The organism is Luteibacter sp. KNZ12-1A (assembly GCF_056755675.1).
The window spans coordinates 1-21,791 of the sequence record NZ_JBPGXU010000065.1 but is presented as its reverse complement, the minus strand read 5'-3'; the positions used below and the strand labels follow the sequence as shown (position 1 = coordinate 21,791).

The following is a 21,791-nucleotide window of genomic DNA, read 5'->3' as shown; positions in this document are numbered from 1 at the left end:
GAGCCAGGAGGGCGAATCGGAAACCCCGCCCGACCGTCCGAGCCCGCCGGGGCGCCAGCCATCAAACACGGCCGCGCCAGCGGCATCCTTGCCCAAGGGACGGCGACTACCGTCGCGCCGAGGGTGGCGCCCGGCAGCTCCCCCGGCCTCCCCCAGCGCATCATGCTCACCGAACGCTCGCCCGGCATTCACGCGGAATGACGAGAATCGACCTTTTTCGCCGAAGCGGAGACAGCCATGAAGATTGGCATCATCGGGGCCGGCAACATCGGCGGCACCCTCGCGAGGCGTTTTCGCGAACTCGGGCACGAGGTGTTCATCGCCAATTCCCGGGGACCGCATACGCTGACCGCCCTCGAAAACGAAACGGGCGCGGTGGCCGTCACCGCGCGCGAGGCGGCGCGTGCCGGCGAGGTCGTGGTCGTCACCATTCCCGAATCGAAGATCCCCGACTTGCCAGCGGATCTGTTCGCGGGCGTCCCCGACGACACCGTGGTGATCGATACGGGCAACTACTATCCGCGGCAGCGTGACGGGCGCATCGATCCTATCGAGGAAGGCGTACCGGAAAGCCAATGGGTATCGGACAGGCTCGGCCGCCCGGTCATCAAGGCGTTCAACAATATCTACGCCGATCATCTCCTGAAGCGGGGCAAGCCGGCGACGGCGGAGGGACGTATCGCCTTGCCGGTAGCGGGTGACGATGCGAACGCGAAGGCGAAGGTCCTGAAACTGGTGGAGGAACTCGGCTTCGACGGCGTCGATGCCGGTACGCTCGCCGATTCATGGCGCCAGCAGCCAGGTTCACCCGTGTATACGACCGATCGCGACCTGGAAGGCGTGCAGCGGGCGCTGCTCGCGGCGGTGCGCGAACGCCAGCCCGAATGGCGGGCGACGGATGCCAGTCCTGGCGATTTCGATACGCCGCGTTAGCCGTCCGGCGTGACCTTCGCGTGAAGGAACGGCATACGCGGTCTTCCGTTGTGGGGGCATGTGGGAACGGATAATCTTGCGCACCTGACGATGCAGCCGTGACACCCATGGACCGTGGGGCCGCCGGCCTTCCGCCTAGCGAGGTTACCCATTACTCCATGGCCCTGGTGATCTACGACATCCCGTTCCATCCGGATATGGCGGGCCTGTGGCACGTGCAGATGAACGGCGTGCCCACCGAGAACTTCGAGACCCGTATCGCCGCCATCGCCTATGCGGTGCAGCAGTCGAAGCTGTTGGGCACGCAGAACGGCTTGCAGGTACTGGTTTCGGTGGAAGGCGCCGACGGCATCTGGCGGGAATTCGAATCCAACGCGAAGCGTCCGGTCGACAGGCTGCAATAGCGCTGCACGTCGTGTTGATCCACGATCCTTACGATGGGGGGCGATAAGGAGGATCATCCCACTCATGACGCATCGAAAGATCGGTTACTTCGACGTGGAAGGCACGTGCTACGTGGCCAAGCCGGGCCGCTGGCGCGGCAAGTACGTCATCAGCGAAGACGGTGAGGAGTTGCAGGAGAAATTGTGCACGACCTTGCATGAGCACGAAGAAGAAGCCTGCGCGGAGGGCCTGACACTCGGCATCGCCGCCGCCCGCAAGCTCATGCGCGAACGCGAGGGATTCGATCCCGGCGACGAGTGAACCGATGGTGGCGCGTGCATAGCCCGTGCCACCGCTTGCCGTTTTCGCCCATCGCAACATATTCCGAATGGCCGATGGTGCGCCTTGTTTACACGGCGTAAGTTTTCCTTGCGTCCCTGTGAATGCCGCGTTGCGAACTCATTCCCGGAGCCGCCAAGTCCCAGCCCCACTCCCCTAAGGCTCCGGAGACTCACAATGAAAACGACATCCCAGAAGGCGCTTCGGCGTCACGGCCTCGCTTTGTCCATCGCCACCGCATTGGCATGCGCCTGTGGCGCCACGGCTGCGCAGGACGCACCCGCGCGGGCCACGCAAGATACGCCCACCGCGACCCCGGCGAACCAGCAGGAACAGCAGACGACGGAACTTCAGGCCATCACCGTCACCGGGTCGGCGCTACCCCGCATCGACGTGGAGACGCCTTCGCCGGTGACGACGATCACGGCCGAGCAGATCCAGAAAAGCGGCCTCACCACGGTATCCGATGTGGTCCGCGCCGTGTCGGCGGACAATAGTGGCTCGATACCGGCCTCGTTCACCGCTGGCTTCGCCGCCGGCTCGTCGGGCGTGGCGCTGCGTGGCCTGACCGTCAACTCCACCCTCGTGCTGATAGACGGCCGCCGCGCGGCGAACTATCCCCTGGCCGATGATGGCCAGCGCTCCTTCGTCGATCTCAACACCATCCCGTCCAATGCCATCGAGCGCATCGAGGTGCTGAAGGACGGCGCATCGTCGTTATATGGCGCGGACGCCATCGCCGGCGTGGTCAACATCATCCTCCGGCCGGGCTACCAGGGCACCGAGTTCACCGCCGATGTCGGTACCTCGCAACACGGTGGCGGCACGACCCGGCGTGCCACGGTGCTGTTCGGTGGCGGCGATCTCAACAAGGATGGCTGGAACGCGTATTTCAGCGCCGAGTACCAACACGACGACGAGATACTCACTCGCCAGCGCGGATATCCCTACAACACGGCCGACACCCGGCGCAGTGGCGGCAACAACCTCATCGGAGGACAGCCTTCGCAGAACTCCGGATCGATCTATGGCACGGTGACGCCTGGCACGCTGTCGCGTCCGGGCGATGTCACATCGGGCGTCCCGGACCCGGATGCGGTGGCACAGCCGCTGGTTCCCTGCGGATCGCGGGGCACGCTGGTCACCGATGACCCGGCGAATCCCGGGAGCTACTGCGCGCAGAACTTCGCGCGCTATACCGCCATCCAGCCGACGATGGACCGCCGCGGCCTGTACGGACGATTCACCATCAAGCTGTCCGACACGAGCAAGGCTTATCTCGCCGCCAGCTACTACGAGGTGAAGACTTCCTTCCCTGGGGTGCCCGCGCAGATCCAGGTGGGCACGCCGCGCAACACGAACTCGATCGCCTTGCCGGCGACCCTGCCCGACGGCTCGCTCAATCCGAACAACCCGTTCGCCGCCGAAGGCAAGGCGGCGCTCATCAACTACGGGTTCCCGAGCGCGCTGGCAAGCGGCGAGAACGACAACCACAACCTGCGCCTCGTCGGCGGCCTGACCGGGTCGTGGGGCGACTGGAGCTACGACACCGCCCTGGTCTTCAACCATTCGTCGCTGGACACGCGCCTCTCGGGCCTCCTCAACTACGACAGACTGATCGATGCGGTGACCAACGGGACGTATAACTTCATCGATCCCGGCGCGAACTCGCGCGAGTTCCTCGGCGCACTATCGCCGCCGCTGAAGAAGACCTCGACCAGCGACTTGCAGTCATTCGATTTCCGCGTGACGCGTCCGCTGATGGACCTGGCCGGCGGTTCGTTGGGCCTCGCCGCGGGCCTCGATGTGCGCCACGAGGAACAGGACGATCCGGACCTCAACCCGAACCTGGCCGCGCAAGGCCTGGGCATCGCCCACGTGAAAGGCGATCGCACCGTCTCGGGCCTCTATGCCGAACTGGATGCGCCGTTCCTCGAGTCGCTGGAGGTCGACGTGTCGGGCCGCTACGATCACTATTCCGATTTCGGCAACAACTTTTCGCCAAAGATCGGCATCAAGTGGAAGCCGATCGAGGAACTGGCGTTCCGTGGCACCTTCTCCAAGGGATTCCGCGCGCCGAGTTTCGCCGAGAACGGTTCGAGCGAAGCGGAAGGATTCGCCACCTATACGCCACCGGAGGATTTCCAGGCGGCGCACGGCAACAGCGGTTACGTGCAGCCCTATGCCCTCGGCTTCCTCACGCGGGCCAATCCGGACATCAAGCCGGAGCGCTCGAAGAGCTGGACCTTCGGCATCCTGTACCAGCCCACGGCGGACCTCAGTGCGTCGCTGGACTACTATCGGATCAAGAAAACCGGCGTGATCGCGCAGCAGAGCGCGAGCGCGGTGCTGGATGCGTATTACGCGGGCCTGCCGTTACCGCCGGGGTCGGCGATCGTGCAGGATGTGCCCGATCCCGCCGCGCCGGATGCCTTGCCACGCCCACTCGTGGTCGCCGCGCCTTACGTCAACCAGAACGCGCTCGAGACCAAGGGCCTGGACCTGAACCTCAAGGCGGGACACGACTTCAGCGAGAACGTGCGCTTCACCAGCGAATTGAACCTGACCAGGATCATCAGCTGGCAGTTGACCCTCGAGGATGGGAGCAAGTTGCAGTTCGTGGGCACGCACGGTCCTTATGGGTTGTCATCCGGCGCGGGCACGCCGCGCTACCGGGGTTCCTGGGCGAACAGCGTCCAGTTCGGAAAGGCCACCATCACCGGCACGCTGTACTACACGAGCGGGATCAAGTTGACCGCGCCCGACATCACCACGGGATGTTTCTCGACCAACACGGACACGGGTGCGAACGTCCCCGCCGATTGCCGCATGTCCTCGTTCACGGACTTCGACCTGACCGGGCGCTACGACATCAGCGACAAGGTGGCGATCACCGGCTCGATCATGAACGTGTTCGACAAGAAGGCGCCGTTCGATCCGCTGAACTACGCCGCGCTCAACTACAACCCGACCTACGCGCAGAACGGCGTGATCGGCCGGTTCTTCACGCTGGGGGTGCGGGTGAAACTATGAGGGCTTCGTCAGTGAAGCAGGGACGCTTCGTCGAGCACGTCGACGCCGTCGACGCGGATGGCAAGCACGCCTTCGGCACGCAGTTTCGCCAGCATCCGCGTCACGGTCGCCGGGCTCATCCCCAGGTAGGAACCGATGTCATCGCGTGACATCGGCAAGGGGACGAAAGGCGAGGGCCCTTCGATACGCCGCCGGCGTTCGAGCAGGTCGGCAAGGAAAGCGCGCACGCGCTCGATGGCGGAACCCTCCGCGGCATGGGGCGTCTTTCCGCGCTCGCGCCTGCGCAACATGCGCAGGTGCCGGGCGATGTCCTCGTTGTGTTCGCATAGCGCTTCGGTCGCGGCCCGGGGGAAACGACAGAACCATGTCTTGCCGACGGCCACCACGGACGCGCCATGGGTTTGACTGCGCGCGACGTCGAGGGCGAACAATTCGCCGGGCAGGTGGAAGGCGAGCACGCGGCCGCCACCGACGCTCATGGCCAGGCCTGACAGCACGGCGAACGCCGCGCGATGCGGCGCTTCGGGCTGGACGAGACGGTCGCCTTCGAAGAAGGGTCCGACACGTTCCACCACGCCACGCATCTCCAGCAGGTTGTCGTCGCCGCCGCGGGTCGCTTCGCATGCGCCGGCGTGACGGCAGGAGGCGCTGCAATGCACGGCCGCCCGGGTTGCGGCCGGGAGGGCGGCGTGCTGGATCTGTGCGCAAGCCTGGTACATGAGGAACCTCGCTCTCTCTGCCTGGTGCGTGCAAGGCCATTCTAGGATCGCGGCGGGCCGGCTCCCTTCGCCGTCAGACGGATGTGCGCTTATGCCGCATGCACCCTCGGGTGTCCTGTGCCCCATTGACGTGGCCGGATTTTTGCTTTAGTTACGCATCCTGGGGGAATGTCAACAGGGGGCCGTCAAGGCCATGGCAAGTCGATTCACACCTTTCAATCCGATCACCGAAGATGCCGGCGCCGCTGTGGCGGCCCTGCCCGATGGCTTCGTGCCCGGTACCGTGGCGCCCTTCGTGATGCGCTACGGCACGGATTTCCTGAGGGCCATGCAGCGCGCCGCGGCGATTCACGACGTGTCGCATCCGGTGGTGGCCGAGACCGAACCGGCCTGACGGCGCGCCGCCTCCGTCAGGGGCGCGTATCGTCGAGCAGGTCGGCCACGGCTTCGGCCAGCGCGTGAAGGGAAAACGGCTTGCCGAGGATGGCGCTGCGTTCGGGTAGCCGTGGCGCGTCGGCGAAGGCCTCCCACGCATAGCCGGTGATGAACAGGACAGGCAGGTCCGGCAGCAACTCGCGCGCCGATACCGCCAGTTGCCTGCCGTCCATGCCGGGCAGGCCGACATCGGTCACGAGGATATCCATGGGATTGCCCGCGCGCAGTTGACGCAGCGCCTCGTCGCCTTCGCCGCACTCGCTCACCGAATACCCCGCTTCTTCGAGCACCTCGCGCGACAGGGCGCGCAGCATGTGTTCGTCCTCCACCAGCAGCACACGCCTGCCGTCGCCGCGACGCGCGCCACGTTCGATATGCGCGTGCGAGGCCGCCGCGTCGCCGACATGGCGTGGCAGCCAGAGGCTGACGGTGCTGCCCCGGCCCGGCTGCGATTCGATGATCGCGCGACCGCCGGTCTGCCGGGCGAATCCATCCACCATCGACAGGCCCAATCCGGTGCCCTGGCCGATCGCCTTGGTGGTGAAGAATGGATCGAAGGCTTTTTCCACCACGGACCGGGACATGCCGGTGCCGGTATCGGATACGGCGATGACGACGTAGTCGGCGAGGCCCTGGCCGATGTCCGCTCGCTCGACGTTGCGTGTCGCGATCCTCAGCGTGCCGCCACCGGGCATCGCGTCGCGCGCGTTGATGGCGAGGTTGAGGATGGCGCTTTCCAGTTGGCTGGCGTCGGACAGCGTGCGCCAGAGACCCGCTTCCATGTGCAGGTCCAGGGCCACTTGCTCGCCCAGCAGGGGACGCAAGAGCAGGTCGAGTCCGCGCACGATGGCGTTGGCGTCCACGTCCGACAAGGACAGGGCTTGTTGGCGCGAGTAGGCGAGCAGCCGGTGGGTGAGCCCCGCGGCCCGCTTCACCGCGCCACCCGCGGCATCGAGCAGGCGTCGCGCTCCGTCGACCCGGCCGTTCTCCAGACGTTCGGTGAGCACCTCGATGGCACCGCCGATACCGCCCAGGATGTTGTTGAAGTCGTGCGCGATGCCGCCCGTGAGGCGACCGAGCGCTTCCAGTTTCTGCGCGTGGCGCAACTGGTCCTCCATGTCGCGCCGGCGCTGGATGTCGCGGCCCATGCCGTAGACCATGTCGCCGTCCGGTACGCAGGTCCAGGCGAACCAGCGGTATTCGCCGTCCTGCGTACGCATGCGTACCTCCAGGTCCTCCACCACGTCTCCATCGAACAGTTGCGAGACGGCGTCGCGCGAACGTTCCAGGTCGTCCGGATGGACGAGTTCCTCGAAGCCCAGGCCGACCAGGTCGCTGACCTCGTAGCCCAGTTCGACGCCCCACGCGGGATTGACGTTGCGGTAATGGCCGTCACGGCCCATGACCACGTAGAGGTCGCGCGAGATGCCCCATATCTGGTCGCGCTCGCGGGTGCGCTCGTCGATTTCCCGCTCCAGCGATGCGTTCAGTTCACGCAAGGCGAGGGCGGAGCGAACGCCACGCGTGGTCTCGTTGGTGACGGCGTACATGCCGATGACGGCGCCGTTCTCGTCACGCAGCGGCGCGTACGAGAAGGTCCACCATGTTTCCTCGTCATAGCCATGCCGGGTCATGCGCAGGGGCAGGTCGCGATGCATCGATCCTTCGCCGGCCAATGCCCGTTCCACATGTGGGGACACATCGTCCCAGACGTCCTTCCACAAGGTCTCGAACGAGCGGCCGATCGCACCGGCCAGGCGTCCACCCAGCATGGGGCGGTAGGGATCGTTGAAGAAGAACATCTTGCCGGGCTCGGCGGACACGAACATCGGTTGCGGCGTGTCGAATATCGTGGCGAGCATCGATCGCAGGGCGTTCGGCCAGCGGTCGACGGAACCCAACGGCGTACCGCTCCAGTCGAAGGCGCGGATTTCCCCGGCCGTCGGCGAGTCGACGGGGAGGAACGCGAAAGGATCGGCGTGCCGGTTCATCTCGGGCGAAGCCGGAGCATGGGAATGTCCTTCGGAGCGATGACCGTCATGGAATAATGCACGAGGCGCGAAGACGATGTCTTGATGACACGTGCGCCGTGGGCGCCGCGTCGCGTATGCTTCCGCGACCAGCCACGGAAGCCCCCATGTCGTCAGCGAGCCTACCGCGCAGCCCGGGCATCGACACGCTGCGGGGCGCCAGCATCCTGCTGGTGGTGATACACCACCTCGGCCTTCGCCTTCCCTTGCACAAGACGGACGCGGCGAACTGGTTGCCGGTTCCGCTCCTGAAGGGCCTGATCCACAACGGTTACGAAGCCGTCTTCATTTTCTTCGTCATCTCCGGCTTCCTGATCACGCGGCACGCGCTGGAACGCGATGGCGCATTGCGCGAGATCGACTGGCGGGCCTTCTACGTGCGCCGTGTCTCGCGCATCGCGCCTTGCCTGCTGGGCATCGTCGCGATCCTGCTGGCCTGCCACGCGCTACAGATGCCGAACTACACCATCGACCGCCCGGGCCAGTCGCCGCTGGGTGCCACTCTTTCGGCGCTGACCTTCACCCTCAATGTCTACGAAGGACGTACCGGATGGTTGCCGGGCGGCTGGGACGTGCTGTGGTCGTTATCCATCGAAGAAGTGTTCTACCTCGCGTTCCCGCTGGTCTGCCTGTCGCTGGGCCGGACCCGCTGGCTGGCGCCTGTCCTCGTGTTGCTGGTGCTATCGGTGCCGTTCACCCGCGCCGCCATCGTCGATAACGAGATCTGGCAGGAGAAAGCCTACCTGCCGGGCATGGGAGCGATCGCCGCCGGGGTCCTCGCCGCAGTGGCGGTGGGTGCGCGGCCTGCTCGCTCCGTCGCGGGTCCACGGGGGCGGACAGTGCTCGCGCTGGCCGGCCTCGCGGGCCTCGCCCTGGTCATGTTTTCCGGCGGCTGGCTGTGGAAGGTGATCCATGAGGGCTACATGCTCGTGCTGGTCGGCGCGTCGGCCTGCCTCGTGCTCGCCTCGCCGGAAGGCGGCCGGGCGTGGCCGGGCTTCGGCTGGCTCCGCGCCATGGGAAGGGCGAGCTACGAAATCTATCTCACCCACATGTTCGTCGTGTTTGCGCTGGTGGGATGCGCGCGCGCCACGGGTACGGACACGGTGGACGGCTGGATCTGGTACGCGCCGGCGGTGATGGGTTCGTGGGCACTGGGCTGGTTTGTCGCCCGGGGCTTTTCGGAGCCGGCCAATCGCTGGCTACGCTCGCGCTTCCGGCCACGCAAGGCCAGGGAAGTCGTCATCGAACCGGCGTGAGGCGTTGCGGGGGGGGCCGGGGCGCCCCCGCGGGGCAGGATCAATGGTGGCGGTTGTTGTCGCGTGCGCGATCGATAGCCTTGCCGGCCTCCCGCTGGACCTTGCCTGCATTCTTCTCGATATGGCCCGCGGCTTCCTTCGCAGGGTTGCCGGTGATCTTGCCGACGGCTTCCTTCATGGAACCCTTGACCTCGTGTTTCATGCCCTCGGTACGGTTCTTGTCCACGTCGGTTTCCTCGCTTGCACTGCGTCGTCCGCAGCGGCACCGGTTTACGCCGTTTCGTGATTAGCACCGCGTGAAGCCGGCGTGCGGCGGTTTTCATCCGCGAATCCCGTTACGATGCGGCCCATGTTTCCCTTGCCCAAGACGGCCACCGCGCCGTTCTGCCCGTCGGAAGTCGCCGGGTCCATCATCGTTCCCTTCGACCTGCCCTGGTGGAAAAAGGCCGCGCGCTTCGCCGGCCCCGGGCTTCTGGTTTCCGTCGGATACATGGACCCGGGCAACTGGGCCACCGATATCGAAGCGGGGTCGCGGTTCGGCTATCGACTGCTGTTCGTCGTGCTGCTTTCCAGCCTCGCCGCCATCGTGTTGCAGTGCCTGGCGGCGCGGCTGGGCATCGCCACCCAGAAGGATCTCGCCCGGCTGTCGAGCGAGCGCTACCCGAAGGCCATCGGGCGCATCCAATGGGTATTCGCGGAGATATCGATCGTTTCCTGCGACCTCGCCGAGGTGCTCGGGAGCGCCCTGGCGTTCAAGCTGCTGTTCGGGGTCTCGTTGCCCGTGGGCGTCGCCTTGACGGCGCTGGATACCTTCATCGTCCTCGGCTTGCAGGGCAGGGGCTTCCGCCGGATCGAGTCGATCATCCTCGGGCTGGTCGGCACCATCGGTATCTGCTTCGTGGTGCAACTGTTCCTGCTCGGGCCGAACTGGGCCGAGGTCGCGGCGGGATTCGTGCCTTCGTGGCATGCGGTGTCGGCGCAGGAGCCGCTCTACCTGGCGATCGGCATCCTCGGCGCGACGATCATGCCGCACAACCTCTACCTGCATTCGTCGATCGTGCAGACGCGGGCGGTTTCAGGCGAGGAGGGCAAGCGCACGGCGATACGCCTGACCCGCGTGGACACCATCTGCTCGTTGAGCCTGGCCTTGCTCATCAACGCGGCGATCCTGATCGTGTCGGCGACCGCGTTCCATGCCAGCGGGCGCACGGACGTCGCCGACATCGGCGACGCCTACCAGCTGCTCGCTCCCATCGCGGGGACCACCGTCGCCGCCGTGGCTTTCGCCATCGGCCTGTTCGCCTCGGGACAGAGTTCCACCTTCACCGGCACCATCGCGGGGCAGGTGATCATGGATGGTTTCCTTCAACTGAAGATTCCTTGCTGGCAGCGCCGGCTGGTCACGCGAGGGCTGGCGATCGTCCCGGCCTTCATCGGCGTGGTGACCATGGGAGACCGTGCCATCGGTGCCTTGCTGGTAGCGAGCCAGGTCGTGCTCAGCATCCAGCTGCCCTTCGCCATGTATCCGCTGATCCGTTTCACCGACGATCGAGCCTTGATGGGCGGCTTCGTCAACACGCGCCTTGTGTCCTGCACGGCGTGGTTCCTCTTCGTCGTGATCTCCGCCGCGAACGCGTGGCTCGTGGCCCAGGTGTCGGGACTCGCGTGACGCGGGACATACGTATGCATCACGTGTAGTCGCGCAGTCTCGGCTGTCGACGCCACCGACGGCCCCCTCTCGATCCCTGACCCACACTCCCCGGAGGAGACCAAGTCATGCCTGAGAAAAAGACTATCGCGAAGGCACGGAAGGACAAGCGCGAAGGAAAGTCGCCCTCGACCCAGGCCGGGGAATTCGTGCACGAGGAAATCGAGCACGTGCGCGAAGGCAAGCACGGCGCCCGGTCGGCCAAACAGGCGATCGCCATCGGCTTGTCCAAGGCACGGCGGGCCGGCGTGAAGAACAAGCCGTCGAAGACGGCGAGCAAGGCCACCAAGAAGAAGGCGGCGCAGGATTCGCGTGCGGCCACCCGGAAGCGTTCCGCGGGCACGGCGGCGAAGAAGTCCACGGCGCGCAAGCGCGCGGCAGGCACGTCGGCCCGGAAGTCCACGGCCAAGAAGGCGACGGCGAAGAAATCGGCCACGCGCTCGCGTGCGACGACCAAGGCGTTGAAGCGTGAAGGGCATTCCGCCGCGTCCAAGCGTGCGTTATCGGCCCAGGGCCGCAAGAGCGCCGCGAAGCGCACCTCGTCCAGCCGGTCGGCGGCGGCCAAGAAGGCGGCGCATACGAAGGGTGCCGCGGGAAGGAAGTCGGCGGCCAAGAAAGCCGCTCGAACGAGGGCGCGCAAGGCGTCCTGACAGCCGAAGGCCCGCCACGAGGCGGGCCTTCTCTATGGTTTTGCAGTACGGAGCGTGGCCCGGCCGGGGCGAATCGCGTTAGACCGAATCGCCACTCAGGCGGCTGGCCACTTCGCCCAGCCAGTCATAACCGTCCAACTCGCCACCGAAGAGGTCGAGACCGCCGTGGGCGTCCGCGGCGCGGTTGCCAGCAGCGTATTCGAAGGTCGTGATGCCGTATTCATTGCGCAGTTCGTTCATGGTCTTGTCTCCCAGTCGTTAAGGACCGGATGTTTCAATCCTCTGGCGCCGACGCCGCCGGTCTCTGGCGTGGCGTGGACCTTACGCTGCCGGGGCGATCCAAAGAAGAAGCGCCGGGCGATTGGTCCGTTTCGTTTGGTGAACAATCGGTTCGTTAGTCTTTCGTCACGCACCCAGCGGTTCGAATTTCTGAACTAACGAGTTTCCTACGGGCCCTTTCTATGGGCGGCTTGCGGCTTTACAAGGCCTTCCAAGCATTAAAACCTTGGACATCCGGTGTAAGGAAAAGGTTCAAAGAAATTTCCGATGGGGGCCATAAGTCATGCCTATCGGAATCCTTACCGTGCCCTTTCGTTCGCCGTTCCGGACGTATCCGTTAACCCTAGTTTAACTCAAGGGGGCGCCCGTCGCTACCCGTGGGGCTGAACGGTTCCCCATGCCGCTTCGGGATCGGGTCCGGGGTGGCTAGAATCCACGGTCCACCCGGCGTCGCAAGCCGGTTCAGTCATCGTAAGAGGAAGGCCCATCATGAAGTCTCGCGCCGCGGTTGCCTGGGAAGCAGGGAAGCCCTTGTCCATCGAAGAAATCGACGTCCAGGGCCCTAAAGCGGGTGAGGTGCTGGTGCGCATCGTCGCCACCGGCGTGTGCCATACGGACGCGTACACACTTTCCGGCGACGATCCCGAAGGCGCGTTCCCGGTGATCCTGGGCCACGAAGGGGGCGGCATCGTCGAGGAGGTAGGCGAAGGCGTGACCTCGCTCAAGCCGGGCGACCACGTCATCCCGCTCTATACGCCGGAGTGTGGCGAGTGCAAGTTCTGCCGCTCGGGCAAGACCAACCTCTGCCAGAAGATCCGCGTGACCCAGGGCAAGGGCGTGATGCCCGACGGCACCTCGCGCTTTTCGCTGGGCGGCAAGCCGCTGCTGCACTACATGGGCACCAGTACCTTCAGCGAATACACCGTCCTGCCGGAAATCTCCCTGGCGAAGATCAACAAGGATGCCCCGCTGGAGAAGGTCTGCCTCCTCGGCTGCGGCATCACCACCGGCATCGGAGCGGTTCTCAACACCGCGAAGGTGGAGCCGGGCTCCACCGTGGCCGTGTTCGGCATGGGCGGCATCGGCCTGTCCGTCGTACAGGGCGCGGTCATGGCCAAGGCCAGCCGCATCGTGGTGGTGGACACGAACCCGTCGAAGTTCGAGATGGCGAAGATGCTCGGCGCCACGGACTTCATCAATCCGCGCGACTACCCGGGCACGCCGATCCAGCAGGTGATCGTCGACCTTACCGACGGCGGCGTCGACTATTCGTTCGAGTGCATCGGCAACGTCGACGTGATGCGTGCCGCGCTGGAGTGCTGCCACAAGGGCTGGGGCGAATCGATCATCATCGGCGTCGCCGGCGCGGGCCAGGAGATCCGCACGCGCCCCTTCCAGCTGGTGACCGGGCGCGTGTGGCGTGGCTCGGCCTTCGGTGGGGTGAAGGGCCGCAGCCAGCTGCCCGGCTACGTGGATCGCTACATGGGCGGCGAAATCAAGATCGACCCGATGATCACGTATACGATGGGACTGGAAGACATCAATCGCGCCTTCGACCTCATGCACGAGGGCAAGGCCATCCGCTCCGTCATCCTCTATTGAGTCCCTCGATGAACGAAACGATCGATCTGATCCGCCGCTATTACGACGCCTTCAACCGCGGCGACTGGGCCTCGATGCTGGCCCTGCTCGACGAACATGTCGTGCACGACATCAACCAGGGTGGACGCGAGACCGGCCGTGACCGCTTCGCCGCTTTCCTGCAGCGCATGAACATGAGCTACAGCGAGCAGTTGAAGAACATCGTGGTGATGGCCAACGAGACCGGTACGCGTGCCGCCGCGGAATACGTGGTCCATGGCGTGTACAAGGCCACGGACGAAGGCCTGCCGCTGGCCCAGGGCCAGAGTTATGTCCTTCCGGGCGGCGCGTTCTTCGAAGTGTCCCAGGGCCGCATCAGCCGGATCAGCAACTACTACAACCTGGAAGACTGGCTGGCCCAGGTGCGCAGGGTGGAAGTCGACTGACACCTTGAAGTGCCGGAAGGCGGGCCGCAGGTCTGCTGCGACCCGTCTATCCCGTAAGGTTGCGCATGGCCTGGATCAATCCGTATTACGACCGCTCCAAGGCGCATCATTCGCCGGAAGGCTTCCGCAACCTCGAGCCCGATACCCGCGAACCGGGTGGCCTGCAGCGCTGGCGCAAGGAGCGCAAGGAGCAGGGCCTGCCGCGGCCGCCCACCGAGGGTTATGACGCGTTCGCCCGCCGCTGGTGGCAACGCGCGGACCTAGCGGGTACCGACGATGCCGCCTGGTGGCTGGGGCATGCGAGCGTGCTCGTCCGTCACCACGGGTTGACCGTGCTCACCGATCCGGTGCTCGGTCACCGCGCGTCTCCCGTATCGTTCGCGGGGCCGGCCCGGCGGACGCCGGCGCCCGTGGATGTCGCCGGGCTGCCATCGGTCGATGTCGTGCTGATTTCGCACAATCACTACGACCACCTCGATGCCGCCACGGTGCGAGCGCTTTCCCGACGGTTTCCCGAGGCGGTGTTCCTCGTGCCGCTGGGCTTGAAGGCATGGTTCGACCGCGGGCGCATCGGCAACGTGCGCGAACTGGACTGGTGGGCGAGCACGGAGGTGCGCGGCGCGACGTTCACCTTCGTACCGGCCCGGCATTGGAGCGCACGGACACTGTGGGACCGCAACCGTTCGCTCTGGGGTGGTTGGGTGATGGCGCAGGAAGGTTTCCGCTTCTGGTTCGCGGGCGACACCGGTTATTCGGACAAGCTGGCCGAGATCGGGCGCCGCGCCGGCCCGATCGACCTCGCCGCGATTCCGATCGGCGCATATGCGCCACGCTGGTTCATGCGTGGCCAGCATGTCGATCCGGCGGAGGCGTTGCGCCTGCACCGGGAGATCGGCTGCAAGCGCTCGATCGCGATCCACTGGGGCGCGTTCGAGTTGGCCGACGATCAACTGGACGAGCCACCGCGCCTGCTGGGCGAGGCGCTGGCGGAGGCGGGGATGGGAACGGATGAATTCATGTTGCTCAACATCGGCGGCCGAATTGCGCTCTAATGGCGGCCCTCCCGCCGCATAGCCGCCTCCCCATGTCGTTCCATGAATTCCGCCTCGAAGGCGATTACGTCGAGCTCAACCTCCTGCTGAAGCTGACCGGCATCGCCGCCAGTGGCGGCGAAGGAAAGCACATGGTCGCCGACGGCCTGGTGACGGTCGACGGCAAGGTCGAACTGCGCAAGACCTACAAGGTCCGCGCCGGCCAGGTCGTGACGATCGGCGATCACGAGATCAGCGTGCTTCCCGAGATCGATTGAGCCCCTGCGTTCGCAGGACATGAAAAAACCCGGCGCCTCGCGGCGCCGGGTTTTTTCGTTCATGCGCTTTCGGTCACATGCCCGACGTGGAGGACTTCGCCGGTTCGGTCGAGGTGCCGCTCTTCTTGTGTTTCTTGTGGGTCGACTTCATGGAATCGCTGGCGCCGGATTTCATCGAGTCGTGGCTCATCGAATCCTGGCTCATGGAGTCGCCGGTCTTCTTCATCGAGTCGTGGGTCGTCTGCGTAGGCGTGGCGGCCGTCGACGCCGGCGTGGGCGAGGGCGTCTGCGAGGCGCTTTGTGCGAGGGCTGCGCCGCTCACGGTCATACAACCAGCCAGCATGGCGAGGATCAGTTTCGTGTTGCGCATGACGAAATCTCCTGGAACTTGTGGCGCCTGGGGAACATCGCGATGCATGGCGCGAAAAAGCATCGCTCCCGGTAAGACCTTAAGACCGGCCCGTGCGGGGTTTGCTGACGCTATTCCTTTTTCGATGAATGTTGCTCTTGCAAAGCAGCAATTCGCTGGGAACCGTTCAGGAGAAAATTAGCTACGGTTAAGTGACGGCAAGGGTCGTGCCATGTGAGCGTTGAATCACTTAGTGGAAGTCGCGCGACACGGAGGCCATGGCCGGCAGCAGATCGCTGAAATCGTGCAGCCGGCCCGCCACGAGATGGTGTACGCCGTCGATCGATTGCCATTGTCCGTCGACAGCCAGCAGCACGGCATCGAGCAAGGCCTGCCGGCACGCTTCGGCGACCTTCGGCCTTACGATCACGTTGACCTGGCCGGTTTCATCCTCGAGCGTGACGAAGGTGATTCCGCTGGCGGTCTGCGGCCGCTGGCGAACGGTCACCAGGCCTGCGTGGCGCAGCCAGGCGCCATGGCGCTCCCGCTCGAGGTCGCAGGCCCGACGCGCGCGCCGGGCCAGCAAGTTCTTGCGAATGAGGCCCAACGGATGCGCGGCGAGTGAAAGGCCATGCGTGGCGTAGTCGGCGAAAACGTTTTCCGCGAGCGTGGGTGGGCGCAGCGTGGGGCGCGCCTCGGCCACCGTGTCGATCAAGGGCAGGCTGCGTTCGATGCCGGAACTCTCCCAGCGCGCGCGGTGGCGATGTCCGCTGAGCAGGCGCAGTGCGCCGGCATCGGCGAGGCGTTCGCGTTCGAAGCGGGTCAGGCCGGCGCGGCGGGAAAGATCGGCCAGGTCGCGCAGGGGCGCTTCCGCGCGTGCGGCCGCGATGCGTGTGCCGAGCCCGGCGGACAACCCGTTGATCAGGCGCAGGCCGAGTCGCAAGGCGAGCTTGCCCGGTTTCCTTTCGATGGATTCGAGCGTGCAGTCCCAGTCACTGGCGGTGACATCGGGCGGGCGTACTTCCACGCCGTGCCGGCGTGCGTCGGCGACGAGCTGCGCGGGCGCGTAGAAACCCATCGGCTGGCTGTTGAGCAGCGCGCAGGTGAAGATTTCCGGGTGGTGGCACTTCAGGTACGACGAGGCGTAGGCGATCAGGGCGAAACCGGCCGCATGCGATTCGGGAAAGCCGTAGCTGCCGAAGCCCTGGATCTGGTCGATGATCTGCTGGGTGAACTCGGGGGAGTAGTTGTTCTTCGCCATGTTGCGGCGAATTTTCGGCTCGAATTTTTCCAGGCCGCCACGGCGCTTCCACGCCGCCATGGAACGGCGCAACTCGTCCGATTCGCCGGCCTTGAAATCCGCCACCACTTGCAGGAGCGCCATCACCTGCTCCTGGAAGATCGGTACACCGAGCGTGCGTTCGAGCACGTCACGCACGCCCGGTTCGTAGACGATGTCCTCCTTGGGCAGCTTTCGTCGTTGCAGGAAGGGATGGACCATGCCGCCCTGGATGGGCCCCGGGCGAACGATCGCGACCTGGATCACCAGGTCGTAGTATGTCCTCGGCAACAGGCGCGGCAGCATCGACATCTGCGCGCGTGATTCGATCTGGAACACGCCCACCGTGTCCGCTTCCTGGATCATCGTGTAGGTCGGGCCATCGTCCATGGGAATGTCGGCGATGCGGCGGTAGTCGATGCCTTCGTGCTCGCGCAACAGGTCGATCGCCTTGCGCATGCAGGTGAGCATGCCCAGGGCGAGGCAGTCGACCTTGAGCAACTTCATGGTTTCCAGGTCGTCCTTGTCCCACTGGATGATCGTGCGATCGTCCATCGCGGCGTTCTCCACCGGCACGAGGTGGTGCAGCGGTGTGTCGGAGATGACGAAGCCGCCCACGTGCTGCGACAGGTGGCGGGGCATGCCGTTGAGTGCTTCCACCAGCACCATGAGCTGGCGGATGGTACGGCTGGTGACATCGAAGCCTCGTTCGCTCAGGCGCCGGGCGATGGATACCTCGCCATGCGCATGCGAATAGGCCCGGCTCAACTGGTCGAGCTGGTCTTCGGAAAGGCCCAGTGCCCGGCCCACGTCACGTGCGGCGCTCTTGTGCCGGTAGCTGATGACCGTGGCGGCGAGCGCGGCGCGGTCACGGCCATACTTGTTGAACACGTACTGCAGGACTTCCTCGCGTCGCTCGTGTTCGAAGTCCACGTCGATGTCGGGCGGCTCGTCGCGCTCGATCGAAATGAAGCGCTCGAACAGGGTGGATATCTGCGCGGGATTCACCTCGGTGATGCCCAGGCAGAAGCAGACCACCGAATTGGCCGCCGAGCCACGGCCCTGGCAGAGGATGTTCTTCGAGCGCGCGAAGCGGACGATGTCCTGCACGGTGAGGAAGAAGGCCTCGTATTTCATGCGGGCGATGAGTTCGAGTTCCTTCTCGATGCGCTCGGCGATCGAGGGCGCGACACCCTCGGGCCAGCGCGTGGCGGCACCTTCATAGGCGAGCCGGCGCAGGTAGGCCGGTGGATCGAAGCCTTCCGGAACCAGCTCGCGCGGGTAGACATAGTGGATGTCACGCAGGTCGAAGCCGCTGCAGCGCGCGGCGACGACGAGGGTTTCATCGATGATGTCGCGTGGGTAGATGCGGGCGATCGTCTCGCGTCGGCGCAGGTGGCGCTCGCCGTTGGGGAACAGGTCGTGCCCGGCTTCGGATACGGGTTTGTTCAGCCTGATGGCGGTCATGATGTCCTGCAATGCGCGCCGGCGGCGACGGTGCATGTGGACGTCCCCCGCGGCGACGCAGGGCAGGCCGTGACGTTCGCCCATCTCGCGCAGGGTCGCCAGTTCGGCATCGTCGTGCTGGCCGCGGTGCAGTTCCACGGCGAGCCAGGCACGCCCATGGAAGTGGGCCGACACCCAGGCCGCGCGATCTTCATGCGTGGCCGTCGTGTTGGCGGCGAGGGGGCCGGGTGCCCAGAGCACGCCGAGGCCCGGCCCGAGGGATTCGAAGTCGGCACGGTTCAACTCGTAGTGTCCCTTCGCCGCACGGCGGCGGCCGAGCGTGATGATCCGGCACAATTCGGCGTAGCCCGCCTGGTTCTCCACGAGCAGGACGATCACGGTGCCGTCGGCGAGGCGGAACTCGCTGCCGACGATGAGGGGGACGCCGGTTTCCAGCGACGCTTCCAGGCCGCGCACGATGCCGGACAGCGAGCACTCGTCGGTGATGGCGAGCGCCGTATAGCCGATGCTCCTCGCTCGCTCGAACAACTCGCGCGCACTGGATGCGCCACGCTGGAAACTGAAGTCGCTGAGCGCGTGCAGTTCGGCATAGGCGGGGACGGCGGTGTCCTCGTCGTTGGCGGGTGTCAGGTGGGATGTGTCGATCTTCATGGCGAAGAAGGAGTCAGGCGAACCAGCCGTGCAGCATCCAGCCATCGAGGGTGCCGGGGGGCAGGTAGGCCCAGGCTTGCTGCCCGTGCACGGTGCGCACGATGTAGTAATCGCGCCGTGCGTCGTCGCCATCCCACCAGCCGCTTTCGATGCGCTCGGGGCCGGCGAGGACGGCCGCCGGGTCGGGGCGCATCGGCATCGGCCGCGGCAGCAACCAGAGCGGCCGGCGCCGGCGCGGCAGCGAGACCGTGGCGCCGGGGGTGCCGTAACGCGAGGCACGTTCGGGACGATGGTCGGCCACCAGCGCGATCTGGCGCAGTGCCGCCTCGCCAAGGCGTGCACGCAGGCGTTCGTCGAGCATGGGCCAGTCGAGGCCGTCGCCGCGAACCGGCTCGAACAGGTCGCGCAGCGGTGGCCGGAACACCGGCAATTCCTCGGCATCCAGTCCGATCGCGCGCGCCGGGGCTGGCAACGTGGCGCGCTCCAACCGTGTACGGGCCAGTTCGAACAGGCGATCGGCATCGCGTTGCGGCGCGGCCATGGCGACCACGACACGGGTGGATTCGCCGCGTGCATGGTCGAGGGTGAGGGTGAAACGCTGTACACCTCCGTCGCGGGCGGCCAGCAGGTTCGCCAGTGCGCGGGTGAGGCGGCGCAGGGGAAACAGCAATGGCTGGCTGCCATCCAGTTCGCCGTCGAACTCGATCTTCTGGCGGAAGTTGGCTGGTGGCTGCCAGGCGGGCAGGGCGTCGGCGGCTTCCCCGCGGATGCGATCGAGCCAGTTCACGCCATCGCGGCCGATGCGCCGGGTGAGTTCCGGGCGTGGCAGGCGGAAAACTTCCTCGAGGCGGCGAAAGCCCATGGCATGCAGCGATGTCACCGTGGCGACGGGCAGCCCGCTCTGGTTCAACGGCAAGGCACCCAGCATGCGCCGCACGCCTTCGCGTTCCGGCAGCACCATGCCGTCGGCATGGGCGGCGAACACCCAGGAAGCGGCGGCGAACGGCGTCGCCGCCAGCGTATGCCTATGTCCTTGCGCGGCGAGCCCGCTGCGCAAGCGTTCGGCCAGCACGGGCCAGCCATCGAACAGGCGCAGGCTGGCGCCGACTTCCATCAGGATCGCGTGCGGTGGCACCAGGCTTACGTGACCACTGAACTGGTAGCACCAGGCGGCCAGTTCGGCGAGCAGGCGGCTTTCCGCATCGGGATCGCGCGGGCGTACTTCCAGCGAAGGACACAAGGCACGGGCTGCGGCGAGACTCTGTCCACGGCGGACACCGAAGGCGCTGGCTTCGGCGTTAGCCGCGGCGATCAGGCGTTGGCGGGCCCGATGGTCGAGCAAGGCAGAGGGGCCTGCCTCCGGTGTCGCGGCGAAGGCGGCGGAGAACGCCAGGCCGGGAAAGCGGAGACAGGCCCAAAGCATGACTGCGTAGGAAAGGGGACGATGGCGCGTCCGTCATGACGGCGTGGAAAACGCGGCGTCATGAGGGAAACCATCAGGCCCGCATGCGCAGCAGTGGAGCGGTGGTGGTCAGCAGGCCACGCGACTTGAGCACGTCGACGTAGGTGGCCTCGTCGCTGTTGCTGACCTTGAGCCGCAGCGCGGCCGGGCTGTTCTGAGCGGCATGTGCGGCGGGACGGAAGATCATGGCGCAGGCGTCGCCGCTTTCGGCGGCCAGCTGCAAGCGCCGCAGGCTGCGGTAATCGATATCCGGCAACCAGCCGACCACGGCGCCACAGCAACCCGAACGCAGGCACTGTTCCATGCTCCAGGCGGCTTCGGTGCTGCCGGCCTGGATCTCGTGCAGGAAACGCAAGTCCACGCCCGCGGCGGCGAGAGCGGGTGCATAGGGCAGGTAAGGCGGAGCGACGAAGATCACCCGGCGGTGTTCCTGGGTGAGTGCCGCCAGGGCAGGCATCACCAGGTCCAGTTCACCGAGGCCATCGTGTTCGAACAGGATCTCGCTGAGCGCGCCTTGCGGCCAGCCCCCACCCGGGAGCTTGGCATCCAGCGAGGTCCAGCCCGTGGACAGGGCGCGCACGCGCGGCTGGCGGTCGGCGGATCGGCGCCAGATACCGGGATGGTCGAGCACCTGGGCGAGGGTCGGAGTGGCGATGGCGTTCATGATCAGGTCCTGCGGATGATGCCGACGTAACGCCCTTCGATGGCGAACGCGTGGCGACGAGGGTCGACTTCGATCGGCGCGAAGTCGGGGTTTTCTGGCAATAACAGGAGACGGTCGCGTTCATGCTTCAACCGCTTCACGGTGACTTCGTCGTCGAGGCGGGCCACGACGATCTGGCCGTCGCTGGCGGTGGCCGTCTTGTGCACGGCCAGGAGGTCGCCATCGAGGATGCCGACATCGCGCATGCTCATGCCGACGACGCGCAGGAGGTAGTCGGCGCGTGGCCGGAACAAGGCGGGGTCGACTTCCAGTTGCGCCTCGATGTTTTCCTCGGCGAGGATCGGCGAACCGGCGGCGACCCGGCCGACCAGCGGCAGGTCGTTCGCGGCGGCCATGCGCATCAGCGCGGCGTTGCCGGCCGGGAGGCGCAGCCCCCGATGTTGTGGCGAGCGCTCCAGCACGCCCTTGCGTACGAGGGACTCCACGCATGCCTGGGCGGAGCTATGGCTGGAGAAGCCGAGGGCATCGGCGATCTCCCGCAGCGTCGGCGGCAGGCCTTGCGCCTGCAGGTATTCCTGCAGGAAGGCGAGGGTCTTTTGCTGGCGCTCGGTAAGGGTAGGTGTCGACATGCGTACATTTGTACAGATGTCGACGGAGCGGCGCAAGGGGAAAATCGTATGGCGCCTTCTGGGTGGGAGCCGACCCTGCCGGCGATCCCGCGGCGGCGGGCCGGTTGCATGCACGGCTCGGCTTCGCCCTCGCGGTTGGGGTGTGCGGGGCAGAGCCCATGGGGGGGGGGGGGGGGGGGGGGCGGGGG

The 21,791-nt window shown here is 66.0% G+C and carries 22 protein-coding genes; 13 read left to right on the top strand and 9 right to left on the bottom strand.

Annotated elements, in window-relative coordinates:
• The 5 genes from ACR9ZJ_RS13290 to ACR9ZJ_RS13270 all read left to right on the top strand — a co-directional run.
• On the top strand, positions 1–201 hold a 201-nt coding region (locus ACR9ZJ_RS13290; protein ID WP_481288018.1), incomplete at its 5' end, for a hypothetical protein.
• Between the two features lie 36 nt (positions 202–237).
• On the top strand, positions 238–933 hold the full coding sequence (locus ACR9ZJ_RS13285) for an NADPH-dependent F420 reductase (protein ID WP_481280021.1): 696 nt from the start codon (positions 238–240) through the stop codon (positions 931–933).
• Positions 934–1,091: 158 nt separating this feature from the next.
• The gene (locus ACR9ZJ_RS13280; protein WP_426284942.1) at positions 1,092–1,337 is read left to right on the top strand and encodes a DUF2188 domain-containing protein; all 246 of its coding nucleotides are present in this window, start codon (positions 1,092–1,094) and stop codon (positions 1,335–1,337) included.
• A gap of 64 nt (positions 1,338–1,401) precedes the next feature.
• The gene (locus ACR9ZJ_RS13275; RefSeq protein WP_481280023.1) at positions 1,402–1,638 is read left to right on the top strand and encodes a hypothetical protein; all 237 of its coding nucleotides are present in this window, start codon (positions 1,402–1,404) and stop codon (positions 1,636–1,638) included.
• 195 nt (positions 1,639–1,833) lie between these two features.
• Positions 1,834–4,689 (top strand): TonB-dependent receptor plug domain-containing protein, encoded by a 2,856-nt coding sequence (locus tag ACR9ZJ_RS13270; protein ID WP_481288017.1) that lies wholly within the window; start codon positions 1,834–1,836, stop codon positions 4,687–4,689.
• Positions 4,690–4,697: 8 nt separating this feature from the next.
• Here ACR9ZJ_RS13270 and ACR9ZJ_RS13265 read toward each other — a convergent pair whose 3' ends face one another.
• Positions 4,698–5,408, bottom strand: a complete 711-nt coding sequence (locus tag ACR9ZJ_RS13265) for a Crp/Fnr family transcriptional regulator (RefSeq protein ID WP_481280025.1) — start codon at positions 5,406–5,408, stop codon at positions 4,698–4,700.
• A gap of 193 nt (positions 5,409–5,601) precedes the next feature.
• Between ACR9ZJ_RS13265 and ACR9ZJ_RS13260 the strand changes: the two genes are divergently transcribed.
• A complete protein-coding gene (locus ACR9ZJ_RS13260) occupies positions 5,602–5,802 on the top strand; it encodes a hypothetical protein (protein WP_481288016.1) in 201 nt (66 codons plus the stop codon).
• Between the two features lie 16 nt (positions 5,803–5,818).
• On the opposite strand, the gene ACR9ZJ_RS13255 is transcribed toward ACR9ZJ_RS13260, so the two are convergent.
• A complete protein-coding gene (locus ACR9ZJ_RS13255; RefSeq protein WP_481288015.1) occupies positions 5,819–7,834 on the bottom strand; it encodes a hybrid sensor histidine kinase/response regulator in 2,016 nt (671 codons plus the stop codon).
• 146 nt (positions 7,835–7,980) lie between these two features.
• Here ACR9ZJ_RS13255 and ACR9ZJ_RS13250 point away from each other — a divergent pair, with 146 nt between their 5' ends.
• Complete coding sequence (locus tag ACR9ZJ_RS13250; RefSeq protein WP_481288014.1) at positions 7,981–9,129, top strand: acyltransferase family protein; 1,149 nt, start codon at positions 7,981–7,983, stop codon at positions 9,127–9,129.
• A gap of 40 nt (positions 9,130–9,169) precedes the next feature.
• Here ACR9ZJ_RS13250 and ACR9ZJ_RS13245 read toward each other — a convergent pair whose 3' ends face one another.
• Positions 9,170–9,355, bottom strand: coding sequence for a CsbD family protein (locus ACR9ZJ_RS13245; protein WP_481280029.1), 186 nt, complete (start codon positions 9,353–9,355; stop codon positions 9,170–9,172).
• 123 nt (positions 9,356–9,478) lie between these two features.
• Between ACR9ZJ_RS13245 and ACR9ZJ_RS13240 the strand changes: the two genes are divergently transcribed.
• Together ACR9ZJ_RS13240 and ACR9ZJ_RS13235 are read left to right on the top strand one after the other, a co-directional pair.
• Positions 9,479–10,798: an Nramp family divalent metal transporter gene (locus ACR9ZJ_RS13240; protein ID WP_481288013.1), complete on the top strand. Its 1,320-nt coding sequence runs from the start codon at positions 9,479–9,481 to the stop codon at positions 10,796–10,798.
• 107 nt (positions 10,799–10,905) lie between these two features.
• Positions 10,906–11,487, top strand: a complete 582-nt coding sequence (locus ACR9ZJ_RS13235; RefSeq protein WP_481288012.1) for a DNA-binding protein — start codon at positions 10,906–10,908, stop codon at positions 11,485–11,487.
• A gap of 78 nt (positions 11,488–11,565) precedes the next feature.
• On the opposite strand, the gene ACR9ZJ_RS13230 is transcribed toward ACR9ZJ_RS13235, so the two are convergent.
• A complete protein-coding gene (locus ACR9ZJ_RS13230; protein ID WP_481280032.1) occupies positions 11,566–11,727 on the bottom strand; it encodes a hypothetical protein in 162 nt (53 codons plus the stop codon).
• Positions 11,728–12,255: 528 nt separating this feature from the next.
• Here ACR9ZJ_RS13230 and ACR9ZJ_RS13225 point away from each other — a divergent pair.
• From ACR9ZJ_RS13225 to ACR9ZJ_RS13210, 4 genes are all read left to right on the top strand, one after another.
• Entirely contained in the window at positions 12,256–13,368 is a 1,113-nt protein-coding gene (locus tag ACR9ZJ_RS13225) for an S-(hydroxymethyl)glutathione dehydrogenase/class III alcohol dehydrogenase (protein WP_481288011.1), read from the top strand.
• A gap of 8 nt (positions 13,369–13,376) precedes the next feature.
• A complete protein-coding gene (locus ACR9ZJ_RS13220) occupies positions 13,377–13,793 on the top strand; it encodes a ketosteroid isomerase-related protein (RefSeq protein WP_481280034.1) in 417 nt (138 codons plus the stop codon).
• Between the two features lie 65 nt (positions 13,794–13,858).
• Complete coding sequence (locus tag ACR9ZJ_RS13215; protein WP_481280035.1) at positions 13,859–14,845, top strand: MBL fold metallo-hydrolase; 987 nt, start codon at positions 13,859–13,861, stop codon at positions 14,843–14,845.
• Between the two features lie 32 nt (positions 14,846–14,877).
• A complete protein-coding gene (locus tag ACR9ZJ_RS13210; protein WP_481280036.1) occupies positions 14,878–15,102 on the top strand; it encodes an RNA-binding S4 domain-containing protein in 225 nt (74 codons plus the stop codon).
• 73 nt (positions 15,103–15,175) lie between these two features.
• Here ACR9ZJ_RS13210 and ACR9ZJ_RS13205 read toward each other — a convergent pair whose 3' ends face one another.
• The 5 genes from ACR9ZJ_RS13205 to lexA form a co-directional block, all read right to left on the bottom strand.
• A complete protein-coding gene (locus tag ACR9ZJ_RS13205; RefSeq protein ID WP_481280037.1) occupies positions 15,176–15,472 on the bottom strand; it encodes a hypothetical protein in 297 nt (98 codons plus the stop codon).
• Between the two features lie 229 nt (positions 15,473–15,701).
• Positions 15,702–18,848 carry an error-prone DNA polymerase gene (locus ACR9ZJ_RS13200; protein WP_481288010.1) on the bottom strand — a complete coding sequence of 1,049 codons (3,147 nt, stop codon included), beginning with the start codon at positions 18,846–18,848 and terminating at the stop codon, positions 15,702–15,704.
• Between the two features lie 13 nt (positions 18,849–18,861).
• Complete coding sequence (locus ACR9ZJ_RS13195; protein ID WP_481288009.1) at positions 18,862–20,271, bottom strand: Y-family DNA polymerase; 1,410 nt, start codon at positions 20,269–20,271, stop codon at positions 18,862–18,864.
• Positions 20,272–20,344: 73 nt separating this feature from the next.
• Positions 20,345–20,974, bottom strand: a complete 630-nt coding sequence (imuA, locus tag ACR9ZJ_RS13190) for a translesion DNA synthesis-associated protein ImuA (protein ID WP_306850665.1) — start codon at positions 20,972–20,974, stop codon at positions 20,345–20,347.
• A 2-nt stretch (positions 20,975–20,976) separates the two neighbouring features.
• Positions 20,977–21,603: a transcriptional repressor LexA gene (lexA, locus tag ACR9ZJ_RS13185; protein WP_481280040.1), complete on the bottom strand. Its 627-nt coding sequence runs from the start codon at positions 21,601–21,603 to the stop codon at positions 20,977–20,979.
• Positions 21,604–21,791 lie beyond the last annotated feature (188 nt).

Bases quoted from the DNA above. Each gene is read 5' to 3' on its own strand.
- ACR9ZJ_RS13265 (WP_481280025.1), bottom strand. From the start codon at position 5,408: ATGTACCAGGCTTGCGCACAGATCCAGCACGCCGCCCTCCCGGCCGCA.
- ACR9ZJ_RS13220 (WP_481280034.1), top strand. From the start codon at position 13,377: ATGAACGAAACGATCGATCTGATCCGCCGCTATTACGACGCCTTCAAC.
- ACR9ZJ_RS13270 (WP_481288017.1), top strand. From the start codon at position 1,834: ATGAAAACGACATCCCAGAAGGCGCTTCGGCGTCACGGCCTCGCTTTG.
- ACR9ZJ_RS13215 (WP_481280035.1), top strand. From the start codon at position 13,859: ATGGCCTGGATCAATCCGTATTACGACCGCTCCAAGGCGCATCATTCG.
- ACR9ZJ_RS13250 (WP_481288014.1), top strand. From the start codon at position 7,981: ATGTCGTCAGCGAGCCTACCGCGCAGCCCGGGCATCGACACGCTGCGG.
- ACR9ZJ_RS13260 (WP_481288016.1), top strand. From the start codon at position 5,602: ATGGCAAGTCGATTCACACCTTTCAATCCGATCACCGAAGATGCCGGC.
- ACR9ZJ_RS13195 (WP_481288009.1), bottom strand. From the start codon at position 20,271: ATGCTTTGGGCCTGTCTCCGCTTTCCCGGCCTGGCGTTCTCCGCCGCC.
- ACR9ZJ_RS13275 (WP_481280023.1), top strand. From the start codon at position 1,402: ATGACGCATCGAAAGATCGGTTACTTCGACGTGGAAGGCACGTGCTAC.
- ACR9ZJ_RS13255 (WP_481288015.1), bottom strand. From the start codon at position 7,834: ATGAACCGGCACGCCGATCCTTTCGCGTTCCTCCCCGTCGACTCGCCG.
- ACR9ZJ_RS13210 (WP_481280036.1), top strand. From the start codon at position 14,878: ATGTCGTTCCATGAATTCCGCCTCGAAGGCGATTACGTCGAGCTCAAC.
- ACR9ZJ_RS13225 (WP_481288011.1), top strand. From the start codon at position 12,256: ATGAAGTCTCGCGCCGCGGTTGCCTGGGAAGCAGGGAAGCCCTTGTCC.
- imuA (WP_306850665.1), bottom strand. From the start codon at position 20,974: ATGAACGCCATCGCCACTCCGACCCTCGCCCAGGTGCTCGACCATCCC.
- ACR9ZJ_RS13285 (WP_481280021.1), top strand. From the start codon at position 238: ATGAAGATTGGCATCATCGGGGCCGGCAACATCGGCGGCACCCTCGCG.
- ACR9ZJ_RS13200 (WP_481288010.1), bottom strand. From the start codon at position 18,848: ATGAAGATCGACACATCCCACCTGACACCCGCCAACGACGAGGACACC.
- ACR9ZJ_RS13280 (WP_426284942.1), top strand. From the start codon at position 1,092: ATGGCCCTGGTGATCTACGACATCCCGTTCCATCCGGATATGGCGGGC.
- ACR9ZJ_RS13205 (WP_481280037.1), bottom strand. From the start codon at position 15,472: ATGCGCAACACGAAACTGATCCTCGCCATGCTGGCTGGTTGTATGACC.
- ACR9ZJ_RS13230 (WP_481280032.1), bottom strand. From the start codon at position 11,727: ATGAACGAACTGCGCAATGAATACGGCATCACGACCTTCGAATACGCT.
- ACR9ZJ_RS13240 (WP_481288013.1), top strand. From the start codon at position 9,479: ATGTTTCCCTTGCCCAAGACGGCCACCGCGCCGTTCTGCCCGTCGGAA.
- lexA (WP_481280040.1), bottom strand. From the start codon at position 21,603: ATGTCGACACCTACCCTTACCGAGCGCCAGCAAAAGACCCTCGCCTTC.
- ACR9ZJ_RS13235 (WP_481288012.1), top strand. From the start codon at position 10,906: ATGCCTGAGAAAAAGACTATCGCGAAGGCACGGAAGGACAAGCGCGAA.